This is a genomic window from Amycolatopsis sp. NPDC059021 (assembly GCF_042739895.1).
Lineage (GTDB): Bacteria > Actinomycetota > Actinomycetes > Mycobacteriales > Pseudonocardiaceae > Amycolatopsis.
This window is the reverse complement of record NZ_JBHYIQ010000026.1, coordinates 35303-48174: the sequence shown is the minus strand read 5'-3', so window position 1 is coordinate 48174 and position 12872 is coordinate 35303. Positions and strand designations below refer to the sequence as shown.

The 12872-nt window shown below is 67.9% G+C and carries 16 protein-coding genes, 2 tRNA genes and 2 pseudogenes; 10 read left to right on the top strand and 10 right to left on the bottom strand.

Going from position 1 to position 12872, the window contains the following annotated elements; genetic code table 11:
- Position 1 precedes the first annotated feature (1 nt).
- Positions 2 to 91 (top strand) — tRNA-Ser (locus ACFWX1_RS17755).
- 43 nt (positions 92 to 134) lie between these two features.
- Positions 135 to 208, top strand: a tRNA-Arg gene (locus ACFWX1_RS17750).
- Positions 209 to 404: 196 nt separating this feature from the next.
- On the opposite strand, the gene ACFWX1_RS17745 is transcribed toward ACFWX1_RS17750, so the two are convergent.
- The 5 genes from ACFWX1_RS17745 to ACFWX1_RS17725 all read right to left on the bottom strand — a co-directional run bounded on the left by ACFWX1_RS17745 (position 405) and on the right by ACFWX1_RS17725 (position 4200).
- Positions 405 to 917 (bottom strand): YbaB/EbfC family nucleoid-associated protein, encoded by a 513-nt coding sequence (locus tag ACFWX1_RS17745; protein WP_378388491.1) that lies wholly within the window; start codon positions 915 to 917, stop codon positions 405 to 407.
- Complete coding sequence (locus ACFWX1_RS17740; RefSeq protein WP_378388489.1) at positions 910 to 1959, bottom strand: hypothetical protein; 1050 nt, start codon at positions 1957 to 1959, stop codon at positions 910 to 912. The genes ACFWX1_RS17745 and ACFWX1_RS17740 overlap by 8 nt, the downstream gene beginning before the upstream one ends.
- Positions 1960 to 1970: 11 nt before the next feature.
- The gene (locus ACFWX1_RS17735) at positions 1971 to 2348 is read right to left on the bottom strand and encodes a hypothetical protein (RefSeq protein ID WP_378388487.1); all 378 of its coding nucleotides are present in this window, start codon (positions 2346 to 2348) and stop codon (positions 1971 to 1973) included.
- A gap of 182 nt (positions 2349 to 2530) precedes the next feature.
- Entirely contained in the window at positions 2531 to 3034 is a 504-nt protein-coding gene (locus ACFWX1_RS17730) for a hydrogenase maturation protease (RefSeq protein WP_378388485.1), read from the bottom strand.
- Positions 3035 to 3147: 113 nt separating this feature from the next.
- Positions 3148 to 4200, bottom strand: coding sequence for a tetratricopeptide repeat protein (locus ACFWX1_RS17725; protein ID WP_378388483.1), 1053 nt, complete (start codon positions 4198 to 4200; stop codon positions 3148 to 3150).
- A 170-nt stretch (positions 4201 to 4370) separates the two neighbouring features.
- On the opposite strand from ACFWX1_RS17725, the gene ACFWX1_RS17720 reads away from it, so the two are divergent.
- Both ACFWX1_RS17720 and ACFWX1_RS17715 read left to right on the top strand, forming a co-directional pair.
- Positions 4371 to 5045 (top strand): HNH endonuclease family protein, encoded by a 675-nt coding sequence (locus ACFWX1_RS17720; RefSeq protein ID WP_378388482.1) that lies wholly within the window; start codon positions 4371 to 4373, stop codon positions 5043 to 5045.
- 55 nt (positions 5046 to 5100) lie between these two features.
- Entirely contained in the window at positions 5101 to 5745 is a 645-nt protein-coding gene (locus ACFWX1_RS17715; protein ID WP_378388480.1) for an alpha/beta fold hydrolase, read from the top strand.
- A gap of 76 nt (positions 5746 to 5821) precedes the next feature.
- Here ACFWX1_RS17715 and ACFWX1_RS17710 read toward each other — a convergent pair whose 3' ends face one another.
- Entirely contained in the window at positions 5822 to 6457 is a 636-nt protein-coding gene (locus ACFWX1_RS17710; RefSeq protein ID WP_378388478.1) for a nitroreductase family protein, read from the bottom strand.
- 101 nt (positions 6458 to 6558) lie between these two features.
- Between ACFWX1_RS17710 and ACFWX1_RS17705 the strand changes: the two genes are divergently transcribed.
- The gene (locus tag ACFWX1_RS17705) at positions 6559 to 7077 is read left to right on the top strand and encodes a MarR family winged helix-turn-helix transcriptional regulator (RefSeq protein WP_378388476.1); all 519 of its coding nucleotides are present in this window, start codon (positions 6559 to 6561) and stop codon (positions 7075 to 7077) included.
- Here ACFWX1_RS17705 and ACFWX1_RS17700 read toward each other — a convergent pair.
- From ACFWX1_RS17700 to ACFWX1_RS17690, 3 genes are all read right to left on the bottom strand, one after another.
- Entirely contained in the window at positions 7065 to 7490 is a 426-nt protein-coding gene (locus ACFWX1_RS17700; protein WP_378388473.1) for an ATP-binding protein, read from the bottom strand. The genes ACFWX1_RS17705 and ACFWX1_RS17700 overlap by 13 nt on opposite strands.
- Before the next feature lie 65 nt (positions 7491 to 7555).
- Positions 7556 to 8329, bottom strand: coding sequence for a SigB/SigF/SigG family RNA polymerase sigma factor (locus tag ACFWX1_RS17695; RefSeq protein ID WP_378388471.1), 774 nt, complete (start codon positions 8327 to 8329; stop codon positions 7556 to 7558).
- Entirely contained in the window at positions 8326 to 8745 is a 420-nt protein-coding gene (locus ACFWX1_RS17690; protein ID WP_378388469.1) for an anti-sigma factor, read from the bottom strand. Before ACFWX1_RS17690 ends, ACFWX1_RS17695 begins: the two co-directional genes overlap by 4 nt.
- A gap of 160 nt (positions 8746 to 8905) precedes the next feature.
- On the opposite strand from ACFWX1_RS17690, the gene ACFWX1_RS17685 reads away from it, so the two are divergent.
- The 3 genes from ACFWX1_RS17685 to ACFWX1_RS17675 all read left to right on the top strand — a co-directional run bounded on the left by ACFWX1_RS17685 (position 8906) and on the right by ACFWX1_RS17675 (position 10602).
- Positions 8906 to 9214, top strand: a complete 309-nt coding sequence (locus tag ACFWX1_RS17685; protein ID WP_378388467.1) for a WhiB family transcriptional regulator — start codon at positions 8906 to 8908, stop codon at positions 9212 to 9214.
- Between the two features lie 190 nt (positions 9215 to 9404).
- Entirely contained in the window at positions 9405 to 9758 is a 354-nt protein-coding gene (locus ACFWX1_RS17680) for an STAS domain-containing protein (RefSeq protein ID WP_378327425.1), read from the top strand.
- 58 nt (positions 9759 to 9816) lie between these two features.
- The gene (locus ACFWX1_RS17675) at positions 9817 to 10602 is read left to right on the top strand and encodes a metal-dependent hydrolase (protein WP_378388592.1); all 786 of its coding nucleotides are present in this window, start codon (positions 9817 to 9819) and stop codon (positions 10600 to 10602) included.
- Here the strand turns inward: ACFWX1_RS17675 and ACFWX1_RS17670 are convergent.
- The gene (locus ACFWX1_RS17670; RefSeq protein ID WP_378388590.1) at positions 10568 to 11368 is read right to left on the bottom strand and encodes a nuclear transport factor 2 family protein; all 801 of its coding nucleotides are present in this window, start codon (positions 11366 to 11368) and stop codon (positions 10568 to 10570) included. The genes ACFWX1_RS17675 and ACFWX1_RS17670 overlap by 35 nt on opposite strands.
- 147 nt (positions 11369 to 11515) lie before the next feature.
- Between ACFWX1_RS17670 and ACFWX1_RS17665 the strand changes: the two are divergent.
- Together ACFWX1_RS17665 and ACFWX1_RS17660 are read left to right on the top strand one after the other, a co-directional pair.
- Positions 11516 to 11848 (top strand): annotated as a pseudogene (locus tag ACFWX1_RS17665) (TetR/AcrR family transcriptional regulator); the annotation flags it as partial.
- Between the two features lie 203 nt (positions 11849 to 12051).
- A pseudogene (locus tag ACFWX1_RS17660) lies at positions 12052 to 12258 on the top strand (TetR/AcrR family transcriptional regulator); the annotation flags it as partial.
- Between the last annotated feature and the right edge of the window lie 614 nt (positions 12259 to 12872).

Here is a 12872-nt window from a genome sequence, read left to right as displayed (position 1 = left end):
GGGAGGCTTCGCCTAGTCTGGTCTATGGCGCCGCACTGCTAATGCGGTTGGGGGTAACCCCCCCTCCCGGGTTCAAATCCCGGAGCCTCCGCTGGTATCCGGTTCGCCGGATGCTAGATTGCACAACTGAACACGCGCCCGTAGCTCAGCTGGATAGAGCATCTGACTACGGATCAGAAGGTCAGGGGTTCGAATCCCTTCGGGCGCACGTCTGGTTGAGACAGTAAACGGGAAACCCGCCTGGTAACAGGCGGGTTTCTCTATTTCCGCCCCTTGGTGCGGGCCGTGGTGCTCGCCACAGCCGGTCCCGTTTGGACAGACCGCGTCGGCTCGCCTCGCCTCGCCCGGAAAGCGGACGGCGAGCCCGTGAAGTCACGAACTCGCCGTCCTCGCGTTCGCTCCGGTCACCAGGCCGGATCGAACCGCATGCCCTTGTCGTACCACTCGTCATCGCTCACCGGCCGGGCTTCGGCCTTCTCCGCGGCCGGGCGGCCCACGTTGTCCGAGCGATCCTTCAGGTACTCGTAGTGGCCTTCCTGCTTGACCCGCTGCGGCCGGTCGGTGCGGGGCGGCTCTTCGGCCGCCTGCATCGTGGGCTCGAACTGCAACCGCCACCGCAGCCGGTCGGTCAGATAACCCGCGTTGCCCAAGGGGCGCAGCAACTCGGCACTGCGTTCGGCCGACTGCCGTTGTGCCTTGGCGTAGGTGCGCATCACGAGGTCGGCGATCTCGGCCTCCGACATCCCGGTCACCGCGTCCGACAGCCGGAGCCGCGTCATGACCCCGTCCGTGTTGACCGACAGGGAGACCACACCGCCAGGCGACGTCACGTCCGCCGACAACGTGTTCAACGCGGTCACCATGGCCTCGCGCGCTTCCTCCAGGTGACGAGCAGCCTCCCGGCCGGCCTCACTCACGCACGGATCCCGCGGTGCCGCTGCCACCATTGCTGATCGTTCCGTCGGGCGCGATGTCGACGCCGGAGTCCCGGACCCGCTTCTCGGTCTGCCGTGACGTGTGGCCGGTTTCGAAGTTGCCCGGGTCGAAGTGGTCGCCGGGGCTGACGTCCGGTGGCGGCGGGATCTGCGGCAGGTCCCGCGATTCGATCCCGATGTGCTTGGCGAGGTCGTCGGCCGTGTCGCCCATTCCGGAGCGGATCTTGTCGACGTTGTCCATGAAGCTCGCGTAGATGTCCAGCACGTTGTCGCCGCTGACTTCGGCGCTGTTGGCGACGACCTGGCCGAGTGCTGCCCCCGCGACGTTCCCGGCGACCAAGGCGCCGTTCGCCGCCGTGAAGATGGCCCCGCCCGCCGCGGCTCCGGCGCCGCCGGTGGCGACGGCGAGCAGGCCGGTGACCGCGCCGGCGAAGGCGGCGGCCAGCACCTTGGACGCCGCTGCGTCGCTCTGCTGCGCCTTGTCCTTCTGGAACTTCTTCGCCGTTTCCTTGAAGGCCGAGCCGAGGTTGGACAGGTCCTGCCGGGCGGTCGCGATGGCTTCGCGCGCCGCCACCACGTCGCTCTCCAGCACGGTGATCTTGGTTTCCACGCGCGCGTAGGTTTCCGACAGGTCGTTGATGTAGGACTTGACGGCGTTGGCCGCTTCGCCCCGCCAGTACTCCATCCGCTTCTCGGCCTGATCCAGCTTCGTCTTGGAGTCCTCCTGGAGCGTCTTCCAGATCTTGTCGAACTGGTTGATCATCTCCTGCAGGCCTTTGGCCGACTCCCGGTCGATGTCCGCGTCGGAGAACTCGCGGTAGGCGCCGGCGACCTCGTTCCGCATCTTGTCCCAGTCGTACATCTTCATCGCCATGAAGTCCGAGTAGCGCAGGTACTCGATGGCGTCGAGGGCGTCGTTCGCACCGTCGAGCAGGTCGTCCGAGATGCCTTCGAGCAGCGCCGCCCGGTTGCCGTCCTCGCCCGACGTCGTCTCTGCGTCGAGCGCGCCGAAATAGCTGTCCACGTCCGTCACCCTCAGCTTTCGTCCAGCTGCGCGGCAGCCCGCTGCACCCGTGTTTTCGCGTCCTGGTCGGCCTTTTCGTACAGGTCGGCGACCGTCATGAGCGCGTGACTGGTGTCCAGAGTGGTCTCGTGGAGCCTCTTGATCAGGTCCTCGATCAGACGCAGATGATCGTTGTAGGCCTTCGCCACCGTCGGCATACCCAGCGTTCGTCCGAAGGCGTTGTAGGTGGGCAGCATGCCCGCGATGTCGAAGATCCCGCCCGCGCCGGACGAGGTGGGGACGTCGAGACCGGCCACACCCGCCGATGCCGCGGCCGCGGCGTCGGCGGCCGCTCCCAGGTCCTTGCTCGCGTCCCTGAGATCCTGCAGGTCCGTCTCGAATCCGATCATGGGCCACCTCGTCGTTCAGCCGGTTTTGCGTCCCGGCATCGTAAGCGTCGGTGGCTGCGCGAGATGGGCGGTTCGGGGACATCGACAGGACCGCTGTGGGTCAGATCACCGGCGTACTTCGTTGGTGGCGCTGGGGTCGTGCGCCCAAAGCGTCCACAGTGGACTTAGTAGGGCGGGTGACGCTATGCCGAGGCCAGCTTGCCGAAACGTGCCTGTGCTCCATCGGCCGCGTCGCCCCAGGCGAGTTCGGTGACGGCGGCGACCGCCGCCGGTATCGCCGCGGCTACTTCGGGGCTCAGGCCGATGCCGCCGGTTGTACGGGCCGGTTCGCAACCGATGATCAGGACCCGTCCGGCGTCGCCGCCGAGCAGGCGCAGCAGCCGGAACACGGCGTCGCGGTGCAACCCGTGCGCGTCGACGGCGGCGGACGAAGGGAGATCCTCGGAGGCGGCCTCGATCAGGGACAGTGATCCGGGCGGACGCCCGTGCGGGGTGGCGTCGAGCAGGATCGTGGTGTCGTAGTCGCCGAGCAGGTCGGCCAGGTGCGTGCCGCAGATTCCGTAGTCCGCGATCTGCACCCAGTTGGGCAGGTCCGCTCTGGCCAGTTCGCTGAGCACTTCCATGCCGAAGCCGTCGTCGCCCAGGAACATGTTGCCGATAGCCGCGACCAATACGCGTGGCCTCATCCCATCGCCTCCCGGTGGGTCTGTCCGGTGAACCGATGTCGTGCCGGTGGGATCCAGCATCACGGTAAGTCTGTGAACTGCGTCACACAATAGTCCTACCGGGGCTGTGCCGATCAATGGCGGTCACTGTCCGTCCGCGCGTTGTCCGCCCTGGTCAGCCAGGCCCTTGCCGCAGCGTCGGCGCCGCGTGCTTCCAGCAGGCGCGCCAGGCCGAGCATGCCCTGGACGTCACCGGATTCGGCCGCCGACTGGAACCACTTTTCGGCCCGCGCGGCATCACCGGCCGCCTCGGCGAGATACCCCAGGTGAGTCAGTGCGGGCACGCTGCCGTGCTCGGCCGCCTGCCGGTACCAGGCGGCGGCCTGCTGATCGTCACCGCGATGACGGGCGAGGACGCCCAGGTTCGTGAAGGCCACCGCGTCACCTTGTTCGGCGGCCTCGAGGTACCAGACCTCGGCTTCCCCGAGATCACCACGCCGGTGCAGCAGCAGGCCCAGCCGGACCATCGCCTGCCGGTCGCGGCCTTCGGCGCCGCGGCGGTACCAGTCCTCGGCCTCCTGTGGCCGCCCGACTCGTTCCGCCTGGTGGCCGAGCAGGCACGTCGCCGCCAGCTCCCCGCCCTCGAGCGCGCGGTGCCACCAGCGGATGGCCTGCGCTGCCCTGCCTTGTTCACGCAGGAGCACGCCCAGGTCCACCATCGCGCCGGTGTTTCCGGCTTCGGCTGCCTGCCGGCACCACTCGTCCGCTTCCGCGGGGCGACCGCGCGTGATGAGGAGATGTCCCAGCGCGGCCATGGCGTCGACGTCGCCGGCGTCGGCTGCTGAGCGCCACCAACGTTCAGCCGACTCGAACTCATGACGTCGCTCGTGGGCGCGCCCCAGATGCAGCATTCCGTGCGCGTCGCCGGCGACCGCGGCCTCGTGGTACCAGCGCTCGGCCTCGTCGTGGGCTCCGCGCTCGGCCAGCAGGTGGGCGAGCGCGGTCATCGAGACGCGGTCGCCGCCCGCCGCCGCCTTCCGGTACCAGGCCTCCGCCTCGGCGAGTTCACCCTGCTCCCGCAGCATCGCGGCCAGGCCGGCCATGGCCAGCACGTTGCCCCGCTCCGCGGCTTTGCGGTGCAGGTAGGTGTCGAAGCGCTTGTTCCACTTCCGGGGCCGATCGGGCATCGGCATCGCTCCCTCCGGGACCTGCTCGGTAGTCGGGGATTCGGAGCCGGACGTGACACCGGAGCGCTCGGTGGTCTCGGTCACGTTCGCGCCAGCTCGTCGTGTCGGCGCGGTTTCCGCGAATCGCGGCGGCATACTCGCCGGTCGCGGACCGTGAGTGAAAGGACCCGATGGTGGCGTCTCGGACCTGGAAGCCGTCGATGACCCAGCGGATCCTGCTGGTCGCCGCGGTGCTGGTGGCCGCACTGGTGGCGTTCTGGGTGGCAGGCCGCGGCGTCGGGGCCGAACCCTCGTCGTCTGCGCCTCCGCCAGCCAGTACGGGCGACGCGCGGAAGCAGCTGGCCGAACTCATCGTGGCGCAGCGCGGCACGATGGATGGTTACGACCGGAAGAAGTTCCCGCACTGGGACAACCAGGGCAATAGCTGCAACACCCGTGAGCTGGTGCTCAAGCGGGCAGGCAAGGACGTCAAGGCAGGCGCCGACTGCAACCCGACCGCGGGCACCTGGACCAGCGTCTACGACGGCGAGACCTGGACCAAACCCGGCGACCTCGACATCGACCACATGGTTCCGCTGGGCCAGGCGTGGGTCAGCGGCGCGAAGTCGTGGACGACCGAGAAGCGGGAGCAGTTCGCGAACGACCTGACCAGGCCCCAGCTGTTCGCGGTGACCAACAGCGTCAACCGGGAGAAGAGCGACAAAGCCCCGGACCAGTGGAAACCGCCGCTGGTGTCCTTCTGGTGCACCTACGCGACGGACTGGATCGTGGTGAAGCACTATTACGGCCTGACCGTCACGACCGGCGAGAAGACAGCGCTCGAGGACATGCTGCGCCGTTGCTGACCGGTCCCGCGGTGCGGCAGGGTGGGCCGCGGGTCTGGGGAAAGAGGGGATCGTCATGGCGACGTTCGTGCTGATTCACGGTGGCGGCAGCAGCGGCTGGGACTGGCATCTGGTCGCGGCGGAGCTGCGCCGCCGCGGACATGAGGTCGTGGCGCCGGACCTGCCGATCGAAGACCGGTCGGCCGGGCTGATCGACTTCACGAACGCCGTGCTGACAGCCCTCGGCGACCGCGTCGATCCGGTGGTCGTCGGCCATTCCTACGGCGGGATCACGGCGCCGCTGGTGTGCTCCAAGGTGTCCGCGCGGCTGCTCGTGTTCGTCGCGGCGATGATTCCGGCACCCGGGGAGAAGCCCGGCGACTGGTGGGGCAACACGGGGTTCGTGGGTCCCGAAGGTCTGAGCCAGGCCGAGACGTACTTCGGTGATGTGCCCGAGCCGCTCATCGCCGAGTGCCTGGCCCACGGCCGCTCGCAGGTCAGCGCCGAGGGGAACGAGCCGTGGCCGCTCGAGGCGTTGCCCGACGTGCCGGCCAAGGCGCTGCTGTGCCGGGACGACCGGTTCTTTCCGCCGGAGTTCCTGCGCCGCGTCACCCGTGAGCGGCTCGGGGTCGAACCCGATGAGATCGACGGTTCCCACATGGTGCTGCTCAGTCGTCCGAAGGAACTCGTGGACCGGTTGGAGAGCTACCTCGCGGGTTGATCCCGCGCGGGCGGCGGCTGGGGCGTCCAGCGGTTGATGCCCTGGGTCGAACCGCGAACGCCCCGTAGCCCTCGCGTTACCAGCGATCCAGGTGCAGTGACTTCGACAGCGGCTCCCGTGCGGCAGGCTTGAAGGAGTCGCCGGTGTAGAACGCGGTCGGGATGAGCGCGGCCTGGTGGACGTTCGACGGGAGATCGAGGATCTCCGCGGCCTCCTTCTCATAGGTCAGGTGCAGCGTGGTCCAAGCCGTACCGAGGCCGAGCGAGCGCGCGGCGAGCATGTAGCTCCACACCGCGGGCAGCAGAGACGCCCACAGCGGCGCCTGGTTCCCCGCCGGCAGTTCACCCTCGCTCGCCTCGATACAGGGCACCAGCAGCACCGGGACCTCGCCCATCCGCTCCGCGAGGTACTCGGCGCTGTCGCCGACCCGCTGCTGCACCTTCGCGCGTTCGGGGTCGTCCGCGTACTGCTTGCCGGCGAACTGCTTGGACGACCGGTACTTCTCGAAGCCTCGCCGGTACAACTCGCCCAGCGCGGCTCGCTGGGCCGTGTCGGTCACGACCAGCCAGTGCCAGCGCTGGATGTTGCCGCCTGCCGGGGCCTGGAGCGCGGCGGTCAGCGCCTGCTCGATCAGCTCGAGCGGGACCGGGCGCTCGAGGTCGAGCCGCTTCCGCACGGTGCGGGTGGTCGTCAAAAGCTCTTCAGGGGTCATGCCGTCATCATGCCGATCACCGGGCCGCTGTCCGCGATGCGGACGGCGAGGCGCGGTCGCGGTTCTCGGCAGGCCAGGACCGCGGATCTAGGATCGTGGGAATGGGCGAAACCCTGAGCTCGATGGGGCTGGGAACGCGGCTACGGCACGTGCTGGAGCTGCTCGACGGCGACGTCGCGAAGTTTCTCGTCGACCTCGGGCTGACCGACTACCGGCCGCGATACAGCCCCGTCGTGCGTGCGTTGGTCGCGCACGGCGCACTGCCCATCCGAGACCTGGCTCGCGAAACAGGGGTCACCCACTCCGCGGCGAGTCAGACAGTGGCACAGATGAACCGCGCCGGCCTGGTCACGCTCGCTTCCGGTGCCGACGCTCGCCAGCGCATCGTGTCGCTCACCGACAAGGCCAGGGACCTGGTGCCGATCCTGAACGCCGAATGGGCGGCAACCAGCGAAGCGGCTGCGCAGCTCGACGCCGAACTGCCTTTCTCACTGGGGGAGATGATCACCGCGATCGTCGACGCGCTGGAGCGCAAGTCGTTCCGCGAGAGGATCGGGGAAACCGAACAGGCGAAGTCCCTGCTTCGGGAGGTACGGGCTTCGGGTCGTCAAGGACCGTGAAGCGGAAGCAGGAACACGGCCCAGACGATCTTCCCGCCGGGGCAGCGCTCATACCCCCAGTCTTCGGCGAGAGCGTGGACCAGCTGGAGCCCCCGGCTGCGTGCCACCTTCGGAGACGGCTCCTTCAACCGCGGTACCTCGGTGCCGGAGTCGAACACCCGCAGCGTCAGCCGCTCCCCGGTGCACTGCAGCTCGAGCCGATCCGGCTGCTCGCCGTGCTCGAAGGCGTTGGTCACCAGCTCGGAGGTCGCGAGCAGGACGTCGTCCATCGATTGGCCGTGGACACCCAGGCCTGTCAGCACGTCACGGACGGCGTGCCGGGCGATGGCCGGGGCGGTCACATCTGCCGGGAGGCGAAGCGACACGGCGGCGGTCGAGACGGGCCCGGCAGAGGGCAGCCGAGACGTCGTCATCGTTCCCACACCTCCCAGCGGGTCTCGTGCTCGCCCGCCAAGTACCCATCGCGAGCGGCGTTCAATCAGATGTCGTCGGTGATATCCGTTTCGTTCAGCCGTGAGCGGAGCTTCTTCAGTGTGGCCGCCAGTAGCCGGGAAACCTGCATCTGAGACACCCCGACACGGCGGGCGATATCCGATTGGCTCATTCCCGACCCGAAGCGCAGTGCGACGATTTTGCGCTCCCGCTCGGCCAGGCCGTCCAGCAGGGGGCGTAAAGCCTCCCTGAGCTCCGCTTGGCCGAGGTTGGCGTCAGGGGCGCCGAAGCGGGTGTGGGCCGAGTTTTCCAGCAGGTTGTCCAGTGAAGCGCCATACCGCCCCTGGCCTGCCCGCAAACCCTCGTAGACGTCCTCCATCGACACGCCGAGGTGCGTGGCGATCTCACTGGGGCGCGGCGCTCGCGACAACTGGATCGTGAGTTCCTCCCGGGCAGCGGAGATGCTCGCGCTCAGCTCCTTCAGCCGCCGGGGGACACGGACCGACCAGCTGTTGTCGCGGAAGTGGTGACGAAGCTCACCGGAGATCGTCGGTACCGCGAACGCCAGGAAGTCGGTGCCCTGGGCCGGGTCGAAGCGATCCACGGCGTGGATCAGCCCGATCGTCGCGATCTGGACGAGGTCGTCCATCGCCTCGTCTCGATTGCGGAACTTGCGGGCCAGGTTCCGCGCGAGTTCGAGGTGGGCGCGGACCAGGCGGTCACGGATCGCCTCACGCTCCGGATCCTCCGCCGGCAACTCGGCCAGTTTGGCGAACAGTGGCGTGACGTCGAGTTCGTTCTGCTCGACCGGGTCCGTCACGGTCGGGCCGCCGCACTCTCCCGGACCAGCCTGACGCTGGAACGATATCCACCTTCGGCAGGCGTGACAGACCGGTGCGCTGAGGTCGCGAGTGCGGTGAGCAGCTGCCAGGACAGGCCATTGTCCTCGCCCTGTTCGGGTGATTCCGACAATACCGAGACAGTCACTTCGATGCGCCCGTCCGACCAGGAGAACACACAGGTGAGCCGGCCGTCGTTGGCGGCGGGCAGCAGCAGCGAACAGGCCTCGTCGACGGCCATCCGGAGGTCCTCCACCGCGTCGAGGTCGAAGTCCTGGCGCATCGCGATGTCGGCCACCACGGTCCGCAGCGTAGGGACGACGTGCGGGATCGCGGCGGTACGCACCTCGATGACCTGGGCGTTTTCGTGGTCGAGCGGGGCGTAGTCGTCCTCCACGTGTCTTCCTCTCTCCGGCTCGCGCTGGCGGCAGCAGATGTCCGGGGATGCCCCGGACACCGAATGCCCGTGCTCTGAGCAAACCAAACCCGCGTTTGATTCGGAGCACCGGCGGGCATGTACCGGTCGAGGAGTTGATCCTGGGAAAGGCGGGGACGACATGGCTGACGTGAGCCGGCTGCCCAACGTGGTCGCGGAAGAGTGGGAGTGGCAGCTGCGCGGTTCCTGCCGGGGGGCGGACAGCAGCCTCTTCTTTCATACCGACAACGAGCGCGGATCGGCACGCGAACGGCGGGAATCACGTGCCAAGGCGATCTGTCACACCTGCCCCGTGCTGGCGCAGTGCCGGGAGCACGCGATGACCGTGCAGGAGCCGTACGGGATCTGGGGCGGTCTCGGCGAGATCGAACGGCGGGAACTCTTCCTGCGTGAACGCAGGGCAAAGCGGAAGGCTTTGAGTGCTCGCTGACGACCGCTGAACAACCGTTCAACCGATCGCCGTGGCGCCGTTGTGCCCGAAAAGTATGGCGGGCCTCGTCGGGGCGGTCGCCTTCTGAGTTAGGGTTGGGTCTCCAGTTGTCTGGGACCGTGACACGGTTGCCGCTTGAGACCACAGGCGCGTACCGGCGCAGTATCGGCGCCTGACGAGGAGAAACTGCATGCCCGCAGCCGAGCAGAACGCCACCCCGCCCGGGTTCGGTATCACCCTGGACACCGGAGCGTCCGAGCCTCGGGTGGTGGTCACCGGCGAACTCGATCTGCTGACCAGCCCGCAACTGCAGGAGGCATTGGCGGGACTGATCGCGGAGAAGCGCTCGCGACGCGTGGTGGCCGATCTGACCGGGGTGACCTTCTTCGATTCCTCCGCGCTGAACGTGGTGCTGCACGCACAACGCCAAGCTGGTGAGCAGGACGTCGCGCTGGAAGTCGTGCCGAGTCCCGCCGTCAGCCGCGTGATCGAACTCACCGGTGTCGCGGACCATCTGAGCGTGTCGGAGGAACCACCCGCCTGATCCCCCGATACGGTCTGGCGACCGATCGGCACGCGGGATTCCTGGGGGCAGCACGATGATGGGGCGCACGCATGCCCTGACCGGTTGGTGCGCGGGGCTGGCGCTCGCGCCCGCGGTAGGTGCCGGTTCATTGCACCAGGCCGTGGTTTTCGGTGCCACCACAGCCGGTTTCGCCCTGCTGCCCGACCTCGACCATCCCGGAGCGAAGGCGTCGCGCCTGCTGGGATGGCTTACGGGACTGATCTCGTGGCTGCTTCGCCGCGTCTCGGCCGCGACGTACGCCCTGACGAAGGGCCCGCGGGACGAGAACGTGACAGGAAAGCATCGCCATCTTTCGCACACGGTTCTCTTCGCGGCCGGGCTCGGGGCGGCGACCGCGGCGGGAACCTCCGCCGGTGGGCCTTGGGCGGTCTTCGGAGTGGTGGTCCTGGGATTGCTGCTCGCGGAGGGTGCGCTCGGAGACTGGCTGCTGCCGGTGAGCGGGGCGGCCGTCGCCTGGTGGGTCTGGACCGCTCCGCCCGACCACACCGCACAGCTGCAGGAGATCTCGGGTTGGCTGGGCTTCGCGGTGGCGGCAGGGTGCATCACCCATTGCCTGGGAGACGCACTCACCGAGTCGGGTTGTCCGTTCCTCTTCCCGATCCCGATCGCAGGGGAGACCTGGTACGAGATCCGGCCGCCACGCCCGTTGCGTTTCCGGACCGGCAAGAAGGTCGAGAAACGCCTGATCTTCCCGGTGTTCGTGGTCCTCGCGGTGCTGTTGGTGCCGGGGGTGTGGGGCCAGGCGAGCGACACCTTGCACCGGCTGTTCAGTCCGTCGGCGACCCAGACAGCGACGCCCTGAACGCGGCGGTCCGGTCGATCGCGGCGGCGGTGTCGGTGTAGTCCCGGGAATGCACGATGTGGCCGTCGCGAGTGGTCAGGACCATCACGTAAGACGAAATGAAGGTCGAACCGTCCGACAGGACTTCGTTGTGCAGGTCGAACTCCGCGACGATGACCGTGGGATCGGTGGTTTCGTGCACCACCACGTTCTCGGCCTTGGTCAGCCGGCGCGCCTCGCCTACGGCTTTGAACCTGGCGCGCAGCTCTTCACGGCCACGGGTCACCCGCGGGACCCCGGGGATGGTGAACGGCAGCTCGATCACGACGTCCTCCGCGTAGAGATCCGCCACGTCGTCCCAGCGGTTCTCCACGGAAGCGGTGAGAAACTTGTCGAACACCTGATGCGCGTCGCTGCGTGGCTTTGCTCCCGACCCCATCACCTCTGCCGCCCCGGCGTAGTTCGGGTAGTCGCGGTAGTGGGTGATCTGGCCGTCCGCCACCGTCAGGACGCCGACCGACGACGGGAAGCGATACGGCGTCCCATCATCCGCAGAACGTCCCTCGGCGATGAGTTCGACGACAAAGCCGGAGTCGGTGAGGTGTGTGGTGACCTGTACTTTTGCCAGGCCCAGCTGGCGAGCGCGGACACCGCCGGCGGTCAGAGTCGTCATGATGGCGTCTCGGCCTTCGATTCGCTGTGGCATGCCGACCGGGTTGAACGGGAACTCGTAGACGGCATCTTCCGCGAACAGTTCGGCCATCGGGGAGGCATCGATCGATTCCATGCCCTGACGGACAAGCTGAGCGATTTCGGACACGGTTCGGGTCATCGGAAATTCTCCAGGGAAGCAGAGTGTTAAATCGGAACGGTGCACCCGCTTCCGACGATACGGAACGCCCGTTCCGGTTGTCAACGAGACCAGGAGGCCTCGATGGAAAAACCTGTTCTGCGTGCCGACGCGCGGCGGAACCGTGCTCGCGTCCTGGCGGCCGCGGAAGAGGCGTTCGGCGCGGAAGGCCTCGCTGTCCCACTCGACGAGATCGCGCGTCTCGCTGGCGTCGGAGCGGGCACTGTGTACCGGCATTTCCCCAGCAAGGAAGCTCTCTTCCAGGCTGTTGTCCTGGAGCGCATCGATCAGTTCGCGCAGGAGGCCAAGGCCTTGCTGACCGCGGATGATCCAGGCGAGGTGTTCTTCGACTACTTCCAGCGCGTCATCCGCCAGGCTTCGTTGAACCGCGCCATTTGCGAGGCACTGGCCGAGTCGGGCGGGGGGGGGGGCGGGGAAAAACACGCCGCCGCCCCCACACCCCCCGCCGCCCCCCCCCACGAGCGGGGGGGCGCCAGCCCGCGCGGGGGGGGGGAGCGGGGGGGTTTTATTTACAAAATTCCCCGGGCCAAACCCGCCTGGTTTGTTTCACCGGGCAATTTGGGGGGCCCGGGGCGGGGGGGGGGGGCCGGGGATAAAACGCGGGGCCCGGCAACGACTTCCGCGCCGCTCTCGACGCCTTGCTCGGGCGGGCGCAGACAGCGGGGGCTGTGCGTACCGACATCGGCGGTGACGATCTGCGGGCGCTCATCGTCGGATGCCTTGCCGTGGAGCGCTATTCGCCGGACAGCCGCCGCTTGCTGCGCGTCGTCATCGATGGTCTGCGGACCACGGCAGCTGAAGCCTGATCGAGATCCCGGCCGGTCTTGGACCGCTGGCGGGTCCGTCGCAGCTCGGCAATTCCGCCGGTAGTCCTGTCCCTCAAGACGTCGACGACGCCGTACCGACGCTAGGCGTGGCGAGGGGCCGGATGTCCAGTTGGCTCCTACTCGGGATCTGTTGTGGTCTTTGAGACAGCTGGTTTTGTTTCAGCTTCCGCAGAGGACAATCACTCGGGTTGTCGCGCGACCGTGCTGCCCAGCTCGTTGGTCGTCTCGACGACGATCCTGCACCGAGGACCACCGCGTTCGGACCAAGTCGTCCAACCGCTTGGCTGGATGCAACCCGCGGGCACTTCAGGTCCGTCTGCTCGGCATGTGGAAGCTTGTCGGACCGGTCTTTGTCGTGGCAATCGCCGTCGGCTGTGGTCACCCAGCCGGTTCGGGCGCCGCGCCGGCGTGTCCGGATATAGGGGCCCCGGCCGGAATCAGCTTGGACGTCTCGGAAGGCGCGGCACCTGGGATCGCGCGAGCTACCGTCGAAACCTGTTGGCCGGGACAATGCGTTACGAGGCAGGTCGAGTTGGCTCACTCGACCGGGCCGGTTCAGTCGACCTGCGGAGGCAACGACCCGGCCAGCGTCT

What these genes read in the sequence shown, in the direction of transcription:
- ACFWX1_RS17735 (WP_378388487.1), bottom strand. Translation starts at nt 2,348, where the DNA reads ATGATCGGATTCGAGACGGACCTGCAGGATCTCAGGGACGCGAGCAAG.
- ACFWX1_RS17730 (WP_378388485.1), bottom strand. Translation starts at nt 3,034, where the DNA reads ATGAGGCCACGCGTATTGGTCGCGGCTATCGGCAACATGTTCCTGGGC.
- ACFWX1_RS17725 (WP_378388483.1), bottom strand. Translation starts at nt 4,200, where the DNA reads ATGCCCGATCGGCCCCGGAAGTGGAACAAGCGCTTCGACACCTACCTG.
- ACFWX1_RS17720 (WP_378388482.1), top strand. Translation starts at nt 4,371, where the DNA reads ATGGTGGCGTCTCGGACCTGGAAGCCGTCGATGACCCAGCGGATCCTG.
- ACFWX1_RS17715 (WP_378388480.1), top strand. Translation starts at nt 5,101, where the DNA reads ATGGCGACGTTCGTGCTGATTCACGGTGGCGGCAGCAGCGGCTGGGAC.
- ACFWX1_RS17710 (WP_378388478.1), bottom strand. Translation starts at nt 6,457, where the DNA reads ATGACCCCTGAAGAGCTTTTGACGACCACCCGCACCGTGCGGAAGCGG.
- ACFWX1_RS17705 (WP_378388476.1), top strand. Translation starts at nt 6,559, where the DNA reads ATGGGCGAAACCCTGAGCTCGATGGGGCTGGGAACGCGGCTACGGCAC.
- ACFWX1_RS17700 (WP_378388473.1), bottom strand. Translation starts at nt 7,490, where the DNA reads ATGACGACGTCTCGGCTGCCCTCTGCCGGGCCCGTCTCGACCGCCGCC.
- ACFWX1_RS17685 (WP_378388467.1), top strand. Translation starts at nt 8,906, where the DNA reads ATGGCTGACGTGAGCCGGCTGCCCAACGTGGTCGCGGAAGAGTGGGAG.
- ACFWX1_RS17680 (WP_378327425.1), top strand. Translation starts at nt 9,405, where the DNA reads ATGCCCGCAGCCGAGCAGAACGCCACCCCGCCCGGGTTCGGTATCACC.
- ACFWX1_RS17675 (WP_378388592.1), top strand. Translation starts at nt 9,817, where the DNA reads ATGGGGCGCACGCATGCCCTGACCGGTTGGTGCGCGGGGCTGGCGCTC.
- ACFWX1_RS17670 (WP_378388590.1), bottom strand. Translation starts at nt 11,368, where the DNA reads ATGGAATCGATCGATGCCTCCCCGATGGCCGAACTGTTCGCGGAAGAT.